Annotated in this window: 7 protein-coding genes; 2 read left to right on the forward strand and 5 right to left on the reverse strand. The window is 35.3% G+C overall.

Features of this window, described 5'->3' with window-relative positions:
* Positions 1–13: 13 nt before the first annotated feature.
* The 5 genes from BST92_RS12680 to BST92_RS12695 all read right to left on the reverse strand — a co-directional run bounded on the left by BST92_RS12680 (position 14) and on the right by BST92_RS12695 (position 5,144).
* Entirely contained in the window at positions 14–2,554 is a 2,541-nt protein-coding gene (locus BST92_RS12680; RefSeq protein ID WP_105071786.1) for a PIG-L family deacetylase, read from the reverse strand.
* Between the two features lie 175 nt (positions 2,555–2,729).
* On the reverse strand, positions 2,730–3,182 hold the full coding sequence (locus BST92_RS12685) for a hypothetical protein (protein ID WP_105071787.1): 453 nt from the start codon (positions 3,180–3,182) through the stop codon (positions 2,730–2,732).
* A 4-nt stretch (positions 3,183–3,186) separates the two neighbouring features.
* The gene (locus tag BST92_RS15170; protein ID WP_211292497.1) at positions 3,187–3,426 is read right to left on the reverse strand and encodes a DUF1206 domain-containing protein; all 240 of its coding nucleotides are present in this window, start codon (positions 3,424–3,426) and stop codon (positions 3,187–3,189) included.
* Positions 3,427–3,449: 23 nt separating this feature from the next.
* Positions 3,450–3,962, reverse strand: coding sequence for a DUF1206 domain-containing protein (locus BST92_RS12690; RefSeq protein ID WP_211292498.1), 513 nt, complete (start codon positions 3,960–3,962; stop codon positions 3,450–3,452).
* A gap of 78 nt (positions 3,963–4,040) precedes the next feature.
* Complete coding sequence (locus BST92_RS12695; RefSeq protein WP_105071788.1) at positions 4,041–5,144, reverse strand: serine hydrolase domain-containing protein; 1,104 nt, start codon at positions 5,142–5,144, stop codon at positions 4,041–4,043.
* Between the two features lie 125 nt (positions 5,145–5,269).
* On the opposite strand from BST92_RS12695, the gene BST92_RS12700 reads away from it, so the two are divergent.
* Both BST92_RS12700 and BST92_RS12705 read left to right on the forward strand, forming a co-directional pair.
* Positions 5,270–8,746 carry a methylmalonyl-CoA mutase family protein gene (locus tag BST92_RS12700; RefSeq protein WP_105071789.1) on the forward strand — a complete coding sequence of 1,159 codons (3,477 nt, stop codon included), beginning with the start codon at positions 5,270–5,272 and terminating at the stop codon, positions 8,744–8,746.
* 401 nt (positions 8,747–9,147) lie between these two features.
* Entirely contained in the window at positions 9,148–12,975 is a 3,828-nt protein-coding gene (locus BST92_RS12705; RefSeq protein ID WP_245910933.1) for a T9SS type A sorting domain-containing protein, read from the forward strand.
* Positions 12,976–13,048 lie beyond the last annotated feature (73 nt).

A 13,048-nucleotide genomic window follows, 5' to 3' on the forward strand; every position in this document is an offset into this window, starting at 1 on the left:
ACGATTCCATTTTTTAGAACTTTTCATTGCTTTTATTTTTAACCGGTTGATCATCTACACCTATGCTTATCATATTAGCTAACAATTTATATGCTCCAGAAACACCAGCAGGCAATTCTCTAAAAAGGCTCAAACCGGTATAAATGATATGACCATTACCATATCTAGCAACTATTAAACTACCATTAGTCATTTCCTCACCACTATCATTCATTCCTAAAATAGGTGTGAAGGCTGGATCCCATTTTTCTGGAAAGTATAATCCACGTTCTTGTACCCAATTTTCAAAATCAGTACTTGTAATTTTATTAGGCTTATTTAAAATCGCATGGTCAGGTTCTAATAAAGTTACAGCCGCATCTTCATCGGTGACACGCTTTCGCGAAAGCGTAATAGATAAAGGACCTAGTGCATCTGGATCTATGCGTCTACTTGTATTATACTGCATCATTAAGGTTCCACCATTTTTTACATAAGTATCTAAACGTTCCTGTAGCGCAGCCATTTCAACTGGAGCGACGTTAAATGCTCTAATACCTACCACGACAGCATCATATTTTAATAAATCACTAGGAACCTCGCTAGGTTCAAAACGGAATACTTTAGAGCCTATCGCTTCAATTGCTGTTGCAACATCATCGCCAGCGCCGTTAATATATGCAACGGTAGTGGCTTTGTTTTTAAGGTTAGGTTTAACGACTTGAGCCTTATTATTACGCACTAATTGTTGATCTGGTATATGATCATAATCTATAGAAATAACTTCTTGAGAGTAAGAGTTTGCACCTATTTTAACCAGACCACTTACCATTCCACGGGAAGCATTTTTAGGTGGCACAACTTGAAAATTATAAGTGCGTACCGTACCTGTTGATAAAGCATCAAATTTTATTGTAGAAGGTTCAATTGTCCAATCATTAGGGCCACAAAGCTCTATTGTTCCAGCTTTTAAATTTGTATTTGCTGTCATGCTTACCTGTATCATTTGAGGATTCTCATTAAAAATATAAACAGGATTTTGAACACTTACAGATACGGCAGGTACAACATTTAATGGCTCATGTATCTCACCTCGTACAGGATCAGTTGATTTAAATTGAATTTTTAATTCTCTATAGATTTTTATATTCTGTATGGTTACGACTGCCTTTACTGCAAATGGAGATTCAAGTTCTGGTAGGCCTCTTTCATTCATAGCCTTAACAGTATACATACCTAGGGATGCTGGTTCATTAAGGTAATAAGGAGAAGTAGCTTGAAAATATTGAGGTATGGACAGTGTACCTTTTATAATTGCGCTTGAGTTAGGTGTTGTAGTAAGGTCAGATCGTTCTAACTTAATCATACTATTTGCTATTAAAGAAACATCAATAGATTGACTAGATCGATTAGTTACCTCGATATCAATAGGTGTTTTTGCACCATCAGTAATAAATTGCTTATTTGTACTTGCTGCTAGATAAACACCAGTGATTTGTAGTATGATATTTTCTAGTTCCTTTAATTTAATATTCTTCCAGTGCTTATCCTTAAGTGTAGAAATGGATTGATGTAAGGCAGCTAGCGCTGGTAGACTGGCTTCTGGATTTTTAAAATCATAACTCGATAGAATTTTATTGAGTTGAGTTTGAATTTTTGATCCACCAGACACACGAGTCCATGTGGTATTAATGCCAGAGAATAAATCTGACTTATCAGTAGGGAATGACCCATCTAGATATTCTAGATATTCTATTTGTGAACCTCTGGAGCCACTATTACCAAATCCTTGAGATTTATGCTCACTGCGACTTAAGGCGGCGATTTCACTGTTAGATAAACCATTCCATGGATAATATGTACCAGCATCTATTTCTAGCAAATTGGTTTTGTCTGCATTTTCAAAGGCTTCTTCACTTCCATAAAACCACCAGCTAGTATTAAAAAATATGCGTTGAGGTTGCCATGTGTCTAGGCGATTTAACTGACTCGCATATGCTGTTTTAAGTGCGGCACTTTTATAAGCTGTCATGCTTAACATAGCACTAGTAGTATGATGTCCATGCGTGGTGCCAGGCGTGCGATGATTAAAACGATTGATGATGACATCTGGTTTAAACCTTCTTATAATTTGCACCATGTCTTCAAGAACTTCTTGTTGATTCCATATCTCAAGTGTCTCATCAGGATGTTTTGAATAACCAAAGTCATTTGCTCTTGTAAAGAATTGCTCGCCGCCATCTCGATGTCTCGCTTCTAGCAATTCTTGAGTACGTATCATCCCTAGTTGTTCACGTAATTCAGGTCCTATAAGATTTTGACCACCATCACCTCTGGTAAGTGATAAGTAACCAGTACGCGCCATTTTATCATTAGCAAGCCATGATATCAAACGTGTGTTCTCGTCATCTGGATGAGCTGCAATGTATAGTGCCGTACCTAGAAATCCCAGCTTTTCTAGATTGTGATATATCTCACTGGTATTGGGTTGAGTAGGGAATAGTCTGTTTTCTTGAGCCGTAGCGTGACCTATGAATAAAAAGGACGCAATGAATGTAAAAATTTGTTTCTTCATATTGCGTGTGAAGATAGAATTTTCAATTCTTAAAAAATTGTGAAGATTTATAACTTCTTTATCACTACTAGACGTATTTGAGAATGTTCTGATTTATAATCTTTGAACTATCAATGTCTTAATAAATCTTACTAGTAGGATTATATACGCTTTCGCGAAAGCGTATATTCAAATTCTAATAGCGATCGATTCTAGTATCAGGTGAGTAGTAGTTGATTATTTTCTCAAATGTTTCAATATTATAGTTTATAGAGTTTACCAAAAAGCTGTAAGAGTCTTTTGACTGGTCCTTATTTTGATAAGTGATCATATAATCGTGATAGGGAATACCCATCAGTTTTACTTCGGGTTTAGAAAGTCTAACACTAATGATGTCTTGTAATTTTATTTTAATAGTCTCACTTTGATAGCTTAGATATAAGTATTCAGAATCATAATATGCATTAGCATATTTATTATAAGAACGCTTTGCAAATAAATAGCCTATGATCACTGTGATTAGAATCATAGGGCCCAAGATAAATAAGTAGTTTTTAAGCGCGGCAATGAGTATCAAACAACCTATAAAGGTTAGTAGAAGAGGTAATAAGCTTTTATAGAATCTATGGTTAGGTGCAAGATCTTTCATAGCTTTATCGTATAGGGATATTCCTATACTTTGAACTTAGAATTAAAAAAAGGCCATAGAATAGTACGCCAGTTGAAATTAGGCCCATGATGACTGCTCCATATTCCACATGCATAAATGCAAAGGCAGCGTCTGCTCCTTTGGGTAAATTCTTCATATCATAAAATGCAGACCTGGCTAATATATATGCAAAAACCGCAAATACAATCCCACGACTAAATCTACCGATGCGACCTAATAGCATAAGATATCTGTACTGATGATCAGTCAGGTTTCTTTATGTGTCATTTTATCCATCATTGTAGAAAAAGATATCCACCATTCATTTATAGCGCTTACAGCAAGTCCTAGTGCTATAATAAGTACAATAATTTTACCCCATATAGACTGTAAAATCTTGATTTTCCATCCAGGATTGCCATCATCATCAGGCATTCCAAAAAGTAATTTTAAACATGTAAATAATAGTAGACAGTATCCTATACCGTTTATAAAATATGCCGCTCTACGGAAAGCTGGTTTACCAGTATCTCCATCATAGTCCTGTTTATTGAAAGTGAGAAAAAATCTGGAGAAAATATAACCTGCTAGACCTATAGACATTAATAAAATTAAAAACCACCCAAAACTTAAATGAGATATCCATTTTAAAACTTCATCACCACTTTTAAGCGCATAGGTAAGCTGAAAAGCTGTAATCAATGCCGTTAATCCCATTAATAGAAATACAGCACCTTTAGTAGCGATTCCAATTCTAGCAAATCTTCTGTAATTTTTCAATAGTTATTTTTGAGAGTATCAAAAATAATATTGAATAGATTGCCACTTGCAGTATGTAACAAAACTTTAGTTGTTTTATTAATTAATCACTTCTATGATCTTTTCCCACATTTCATCATGAAAAGTAACAGGTACTAAACTACCAGATGGTTCATTACCCATTCTTATCACTACCATATTTAAACTAGGTACTACATCTATCATTTGCCCATTTTTTCCTAGAGCACTTATCATATCTGCTGGTCCAGAAGGCGTCAGTGAAGAAGGTACGGTCACTGTCGATCCTGGAAATCTTAAGGAACTTTTACCATTTAACCACCATAGATAACCATAAGATTCGTTAATGGATTGAGAGGTGTTGCTCATCTCATTAAAATAGTTCATATCACCTAATACAGTAGTACCATCCCAATTTCCTTGATTTAAGGTTAGTAATCCAAATCGCGCTGCACTTCTCGCATCACTAAAATATACATTACTGGATTGTGCGGTATTGGACCAGAATCCAGACATGCCTATCTTATTTGCAATAGCACTATTAGTATATTGATTATTTGTAACACCTGTAGCGGCTTCAAGAATATCATGAACGATTAAATAAGTTGCATTATGATAGTACCACTCATCACCAGCATCGTTAAGATAATTTAAACATGAAGGGTCATAACACTCTTGATTTGTCACATTATAATCTATTCCTGTGGTGAATGTTAAATGATTTTTTATAGTTATTAAATCTTCTTTAGCTTGTGGCATATTAGTCCATCCATTTCCTAAATAATCAGAACTTTTATCGTCGATATTTAACAATCCTTCTTCTTGTGCAATGCCTACTAGCGTACTGGTTAAAGATTTTCCAGCGCTTGCCCAGTACCAGGTACTATTTACATCAAACGGTTGACCTAATAAATCAGTATTCCAATATTCTTCTACTACAATTTTACCATCTACCAAGACAATAAATGCTCGAGTTTCATTAGTTTCTAAAAAACTGTTCAATTGGGCTAGTTGTTGAGTATCCCATTGAAGATCGGTAGGAGAGGTGGTTTCCCAGGTATCACCACTCAATGGTGGGAAATACATCTCATTAGTAGGCTCTGTAGGGTTATCGTCATCATTTGATGAGGTACAAGATGAAAAGAAAACTGTTAATAGGGCTAAAGTAAAATAACAATATTTCATTGTGGTTGATTTTAGATTACAAGAATAATGTTTTGACTATAAATAAATGCAAAAGTTTAATTACAATGCATCATACTACGTTATCGATTTCGTAATTTTGCAAACCATAAAATGAGATAATCATAATGCAAGATCAAACTCCATACGTTCCAGTTAATAAAGTAAGAATAGTAACGGCTGCCAGTCTTTTTGACGGGCATGATGCTGCTATTAACATCATGCGTCGCATCATTCAATCTACCGGTTGTGAAGTTATTCATTTAGGTCACGATAGAAGTGTAGAAGAAGTGGTAAACACTGCTATTCAGGAAGATGCAAACGGTATTGCCATGACTTCTTATCAAGGTGGACACAATGAGTATTTTAAATACATGCGTGATTTACTGGTAGAAAAAGGAGCTGGCCACATCAAGATTTTTGGTGGTGGTGGTGGAGTGATTCTTCCTTCAGAGATTCAAGAATTGATGGATTATGGAATCACACGTATTTATTCACCAGATGATGGCCGTGAAATGGGATTGCAGGGAATGATTAATGATTTAGTAAAGCAGTGTGATGTTCCTGTTCCCGCTTTCGCGAAAGCAGAATTAAACGGAGAATTGCTAGAAAATCATGTTCCTACCATTGCAAGATTAATCTCGCTGGCAGAAAACAGACACGATGACTTTGAAAAGCACTTTGCTGAAGCCGATAAAACACCAAAACAAGCACCTGTACTAGGAATCACAGGAACTGGTGGAGCTGGTAAATCATCATTAGTAGATGAATTGATACGTCGTTTTTTAATAGATTTTCCAGAGAAAAATATAGGTATCATATCTGTAGATCCATCAAAACGTAAAACAGGTGGAGCACTTTTAGGTGATAGGATACGTATGAATGCGATTAATAATGATCGCGTTTACATGAGATCTCTTGCAACGAGACAGTCTAATCTCGCACTTTCTAAGCATGTTCAAGAAGCAGTAGATGTTTTAAAAGCAGCAGACTATGATTTAATCATTTTAGAAACCAGCGGAATAGGGCAGAGCGATACTGAAATCTTAGAACACAGTGATGTGTCTTTATATGTAATGACTCCAGAGTTTGGTGCAGCTACACAGCTAGAGAAAATCGACATGCTCGATTTTGCCGATGTGGTAGCGATCAACAAGTTTGACAAACGTGGTTCACTTGATGCATTACGCGATGTAAAAAAACAATACCAGCGCAATCATAACTTATGGGAAGCAGATCCTGCAACGCTACCAGTTTATGGAACCATCGCCAGCCAATTCAACGATCCAGGAATGAATGCGTTGTATGAAGCGCTAATGGCTGAGGTTACAGAAAAAACAGGTGTAGATTTAAGTTCGCAAAACGAACTCAATAAAGCACAAAGTGAGAAAATCTTTGTGATTCCGCCATCGAGAACACGTTATTTAAGTGAGATTGCTGAAAGTAATAGAGCTTATGATAACACAGCAGCAGCTCAATCTAAAGTGGCTCAAACCCTTTATGGAATTTATAAAACTATTGAATCCTTAACTGATGTCAGTCTGAGCTTGTCGAAGACGGGAATCGAAGGAGAAGGACTTCGACAGGCTCAGTCTGACACTGACAATCAAATTATAGATATGTTGTTGGGTCAGTTTGATCGCGTTAAAATGGATCTAGATCCCTACAACTGGGAAATCATCACCACTTGGGATGACAAAGTAAATAAGTACAAGCAGCCTATTTATGAGTTTCAAGTACGTGATAAAGTCATTAAAATTGAAACCCATACAGAGTCGCTATCTCATAAAATGATTCCTAAAGTAGCGTTACCTAAGTACAGCGCTTGGGGCGATATTTTAAAATGGTGTTTGCAAGAAAATGTACCAGGAGAATTTCCATATACCGCAGGATTATATCCGTTTAAAAGAACAGGTGAAGATCCTACCAGAATGTTTGCTGGTGAAGGTGGACCAGAACGTACTAATAAGCGTTTCCACTACGTAAGTCTGGGAATGCCTGCAAAACGTTTGAGTACGGCATTTGATAGTGTGACACTTTACGGTAACGATCCAGGATTGCGTCCAGATATTTATGGGAAAATCGGTAATGCTGGTGTGAGTATTTGCTGTCTGGATGATGCTAAGAAACTATACTCTGGATTTGATTTGTCTCATCCCATGACATCGGTTTCTATGACTATTAACGGTCCAGCGCCTATGTTATTAGGATTCTTTATGAACGCTGCGATTGACCAGAACTGTGAACGTTTTATTACAGAAAACGGACTAGGTGATAAGGTAGAGGCAAAGCTTAAAGAAATCTATGATGACAATAATCTAGAACGTCCTTCTTATTTAAACGCTCAAGGCGAAAAAGTATATTCTAAAAACGGACAGGTTGATACCAGCAAACTGCCTGAAGGTAATGACGGTTTAGGTTTGATGCTTTTAGGGTTAACAGGAGATCAAATCTTAGATCCAGCAGACTATGCTCGTATCAAGCAAGAAACACTAGCACAAGTGCGTGGTACGGTACAAGCTGATATTTTAAAAGAAGATCAAGCACAAAATACTTGTATTTTCTCTACAGAATTTGCACTGCGTTTAATGGGTGATGTACAGCAGTATTTCATTGAAGAAAAAGTGCGTAATTTTTATAGTGTGTCCATCTCAGGATATCACATCGCAGAGGCTGGAGCAAATCCGATTACACAATTGGCCTTTACATTAGCAAACGGATTCACTTATGTAGAGTATTACTTAAGTCGCGGAATGGATATCAATAAATTTGGTCCTAACCTGAGTTTCTTCTTTTCAAACGGTATCGATCCAGAATATTCTGTGATTGGTCGTGTGGCGAGAAAGATTTGGGCCAAAGCCATGAAAAACAAATACGGAGCAAATTCTCGTGCACAAATGTTGAAATACCACATTCAAACCAGTGGTCGTTCGCTACATGCACAAGAAATAGATTTTAATGATATCCGTACGACATTGCAAGCACTGTATGCGATTAATGATAATTGTAACTCGTTGCATACTAATGCTTATGACGAGGCAATCACTACACCTACAGAAGAATCTGTAAGACGTGCGATGGCTATCCAACTGATCATCAATAAGGAATTAGGTCTTGCCAAGAACGAAAATCCTATCCAAGGAGCATTCATTATTGAAGAGTTGACAGATCTTGTAGAGACAGCTGTTCTAGAAGAATTTGATAGAATTACAGAACGTGGTGGTGTTCTAGGAGCCATGGAAACCATGTACCAGCGCAGTAAGATTCAAGAAGAATCGATGCATTACGAGATGTTAAAGCATACAGGCGAGTTCCCTATCATAGGAGTAAACACTTTCTTAAGTTCAAAAGGAAGCCCAACAGTCTTACCAGCTGAGGTAATACGTGCGACGGAAGAAGAGAAACAAGCACAAATTAGTACAAAAGATAATTTGCATTCCGCTTTCGCGAAAGCACAACAAGAACAATTATCTAACATACAACAAGCCGCTGTGAAACAAGACAACATCTTTGAACACTTAATGGAAGCAACAAAGATTTGTACACTAGGACAGATTACTGAGGCGTTATTTGAAGTAGGAGGACAGTATAGGAGAAATATGTAAGCAAGTCGCACGCAGCTTTGCTGCGTTGCAGACTGCTTACACTGAGCTTGTCGAAGTGTTTTCGTTCACTGTGCTCGTAAATTTATATTTTCAAAAAGCGCAAACCGAGAGGTTTGCGCTTTTTTTGTTTAAACGCTGTCATTACGAGGTGAGCAATGACGAAGTAATCTATTCATCGTATGCACAAATGCAGATTGCCATGCTGTGCTCGCAATGACGTTGTACTAGTCAATCCGCTGCAGAGCGGATGCGCTCAATACTAATCTAAAATGTCAGTTCGAGCGCAGTCGAGAACAGTTAACTAGAACAACTGCTCTTACAAATCAACAATTCCTCGAAAACTCTTCCTTCATTATTAATTTGATCTGTTTTTTCCTTTTCTTTGTAGGAAATAATTGATTATGAGAAAATTGATACTTTTTGCAGTAATACTTTATTCTTGCTTAAGTTTTGGGCAGTGTACATATAATTTAGACATATCAAAAAGCTCGACAACACCAGACTGGAGTCCATCAACTAATATAGAGGTTAAAATCAATGGGGTGAGCAGTTTTTTCACTCTTCCATCTGGAGTTGACTATCAAAATTTTCCAATTTCTATTAATGATAATGATTTAGTTGAAATCTATAAACATATAGATACTGCTGATGCGACGAATAACAATGTTGGAGTAAGTTTTGTTACTTCAAATGGTATTTATTTGGTAGACGAAAGATTGAAATTTCCACAATCTAGTCTAGTGTATAGTAGCAATTTATTTTGTGCTACTACATGTGATTTTGTTGATTTACCTACAAGTTTTGTGGATCCCACATCAACTACAGAAATTTTCGTTGATGTTTATTCCTTTAATTTTAGTAGTACTACATGGTTATTTGAATATGATACAGTAGCTAGTTTTGATTCTAGTAATTTGGTTACAAGTACAATTACAAACACATCGCTTACACTTAGTAATTTGTCGCCTGATACTCTTTATTATTTGAGATTTACTGAGGTTTGTGCAACAGGAAATCCTTATCAAGTGGTTTTTTCAGCAAGAACGTTATTTAATGGTTGCAGAGATGTCTGGTCTGTGAATGTGATGCCAGTAACTGTAGTTGAGGCTAAAGTCAATTTTGCAGCAGGTGATACAGAGACAATATGGGATGTTGAGTATGGAATAGCTCCTTATACTCAAGGAACTGGCGGAAATAGTTTCACAATTAATAATTCATCTGAGTTTTCAATGAATAATTTAAATATTGGAGATAGTTATGATATCTACATTAGATCGCAATGCTCAACAACGAGTTTTGGAAATTGGGTTTCTTATAATTATACTCATTCCGATTTTGTAATTAATTTTCCGGATCCAATATTAAAAGCATCGTTGATTTCTCAGAATGTTGTTGATACAAATGGAGATGATATTTTAGATTCTAATGTTGACTTGAATTCAGACGGAGAAATTACAGCAACGGAAGCTATACAAACGACAAATTTAGATTTGAGCACTTATGATATAACAGATTTAACAGGAATTAGAAATTTTCTAAATGTCACAAATTTAACTTTAAATCAAAATGATTTTATAAATGCAGATTTAAGTGATATGTCTGCAATTGAAATATTGGATATAGGACGAGGTTCCATGCATGAAACAATTGATATTTCAGGATGTATCAATTTAAAGGAGTTATACTTACGATCAGGACATATTAATAGTCTAGAAGTATCAGATTGTATAAATTTAGAAATTTTAGAAATAAATTCTTCAGACATACAACAATTAGATTTGAGTCAGAATATTAACTTGAGAATATTTGATGCTGAATTTGCAGCTATCTCAAATTTGGATTTCAGTAACAATATTTTGCTTGAATCTATTTACTTAGATTATACTACAAATTGGAATACAATGACAACTATTAACCTTTCAAACTTATCTTTAGTCGAATCAATTGTTATTAAAGATTCTTTAATAAATTTTTTAAATACAGATTCTTGCGTCAATTTAGAGCTTTTAAACTTGTTTAATTCACAATTATTTGGTGTTAATACCACTATGAACCCTAATTTAAGAGAACTTATTCTTAGAGGGAATAGGATGTCAAACTTAGATGTCTCGCAAAATTTAGCACTGGAGTATCTTTCCTATTCTAGTGACAATCTATCATCTCCAACGGATTTATCAAATAATATAAATTTAAAATACTTAATAATTAATGATACACCTCAAAATATCTTAAATGTAAGTAGTAATATTAATTTAGAAACACTTTATCTAGACAATTTACCAATCTCAAATATTGATTTGACTACAAATGTAAATTTAGAAAATATAAGATTGAAAGATGTTAATTTAACTAATCTAGATGTTACGAATAATATTAATCTTAAGGATTTAGAAATTGATAATTCTTTGATAACAACTTTTGATTTATCAAATAATTTAATTTTAGAGAGGTTGTATTTTAGAAATACAACTTTTAATAATCTTGACTTGACGCCAAATGTAAATTTGAAATCTTTTGGGGTAGTTAATTCAACTTGTAATAATTGCCCAACTGAGAATCTTACTGATCTTAGTCAAAATACTAATCTGGAAATCTTCAATGTACAGTCTAATAATTCAATACAAAAAATTCGTTTAGATCAGCATCCTAAATTGGAATATCTGGGGTTGTTTGAGCTACCTGCTCTTCAACAGATAAACATAAAGTCTAATATTATAAATCCAGCAAATTTTGCAACTGGAATTATTTATAACACTAATCCTGATTACGTATGTTCGGATAATAGTCTACTACCATATCTGACACAACAGTTTACAGCTGTAAATATTAATAATGTAGTTTTTAACACATATTGTTCCTTTAATCCTGGAGGTAATTTCAATGAAATTGAGGGAAATATTTCAATAGATATTGATAATAATGGCTGTGATCCTACAGATCCAGTTTTCCCAAATTTCAATTTTACAGCAACAGATGGAATAAATACTGGAACAATATCTTCAAATCAAGCAGGAGAATATTACGTACCAGTCGCAGATGGCCAGCACACCATCACCCCAAACCCAGAAAACCCAACCTACTGGAACATCTCACCACCAAACGTAGTCGTAGATTTCCCAACACAAGCCAGTCCATTTACCCAAGACTTTTGTGTCACAGCAAATGGAACAGTTGAAGATCTAGAAGTTATTGTTGTTCCATTAGAACAAGCAAGACCAGGATTTGATACAGATTATAAAGTAGTGGTAAAAAACAAAGGAAATCAAACGGCGAGTGGTGCTGTTACTTTAGATTTTGAAGAAGATTTTATGACGTTGCTTTCTACTAATCCAACAGCAGGAAATACACCTAGTAATCAGTTGAGTTGGTCATTTACTGGTTTACAACCTTTCCAAATGGAAGAGTATGAGTTCACAATGACTTTAAATACACCTACTCAAACAACAAATCCTTTAAACAGCAATGATATTCTAACTTTTACAGGAACTGTCACAGGAACAGGAACAGATGCCATGCCAGCAGATAATGTGATGGTGTTTGATCAAACGGTAGTTAATAGTTATGATCCTAACGATAAAACCTGTCTAGAAGGAGAAACCATCGATCCAGCAGATGTAGGAGAATATGTGCATTATATGATCCGTTTTGAGAATACAGGAACGGCAAGTGCTATTAATGTGGTGATTAAAGATGAAATTGATTTAAGTCAGTTTGATATTACAACTTTGATTCCGCTAGGTGGTAGTCATGATTATTACACGAGAATTAGAGAAGGAAACGTGGTAGAATTCATTCACGAGGACATCAACCTAGACTTTAATGATGCGACTAATGATGGTCATGTATTGTTCAAAATCAAGACACTAAATACTCTGGTAGCAGGAGATACTTTTGATAATACCGCAGAGATTTTCTTTGACTTCAATTTCCCTATTATCACAAATATGGAATCTGTAACGGTAATGAGTACCGCAAGCATAGGAGAAACGACAGATTCTAGTATCAAATTATATCCTAATCCTGCGAAAAGTTTCATCAATTTTTCTGCTACAAATAGCCTTGAAAGCGTGACGATTATGGATATAAACGGTAGAACTTTATCCCAAACCAACTTTACTGGGAATTCAACTAATCAACGCATTTCTTTAGAAAATTTGAGCTCTGGAATTTACTTTGTAACAGTTAAAAGTGACCTTGGGCAGAAGGTAGAAAAGTTGATTGTGAAGTAAATTTCAATTTACTGACAACTTAAAAAAAGCGCAAACCGATAGGTTTGCGCTTTTTTTGTTTAAACTCAAAATG

Source organism: Nonlabens arenilitoris (genome assembly GCF_002954765.1).
Classification (GTDB): Bacteria; Bacteroidota; Bacteroidia; order Flavobacteriales; family Flavobacteriaceae; genus Nonlabens; species Nonlabens arenilitoris.

Excerpts from the sequence above, each read along its gene's own strand:
- BST92_RS12680 (WP_105071786.1), bottom strand. The coding sequence starts at position 2,554 with ATGAAGAAACAAATTTTTACATTCATTGCGTCCTTTTTATTCATAGGT.
- BST92_RS12685 (WP_105071787.1), bottom strand. The coding sequence starts at position 3,182 with ATGAAAGATCTTGCACCTAACCATAGATTCTATAAAAGCTTATTACCT.
- BST92_RS15170 (WP_211292497.1), bottom strand. The coding sequence starts at position 3,426 with ATGCTATTAGGTCGCATCGGTAGATTTAGTCGTGGGATTGTATTTGCG.
- BST92_RS12695 (WP_105071788.1), bottom strand. The coding sequence starts at position 5,144 with ATGAAATATTGTTATTTTACTTTAGCCCTATTAACAGTTTTCTTTTCA.
- BST92_RS12700 (WP_105071789.1), top strand. The coding sequence starts at position 5,270 with ATGCAAGATCAAACTCCATACGTTCCAGTTAATAAAGTAAGAATAGTA.
- BST92_RS12705 (WP_245910933.1), top strand. The coding sequence starts at position 9,148 with ATGAGAAAATTGATACTTTTTGCAGTAATACTTTATTCTTGCTTAAGT.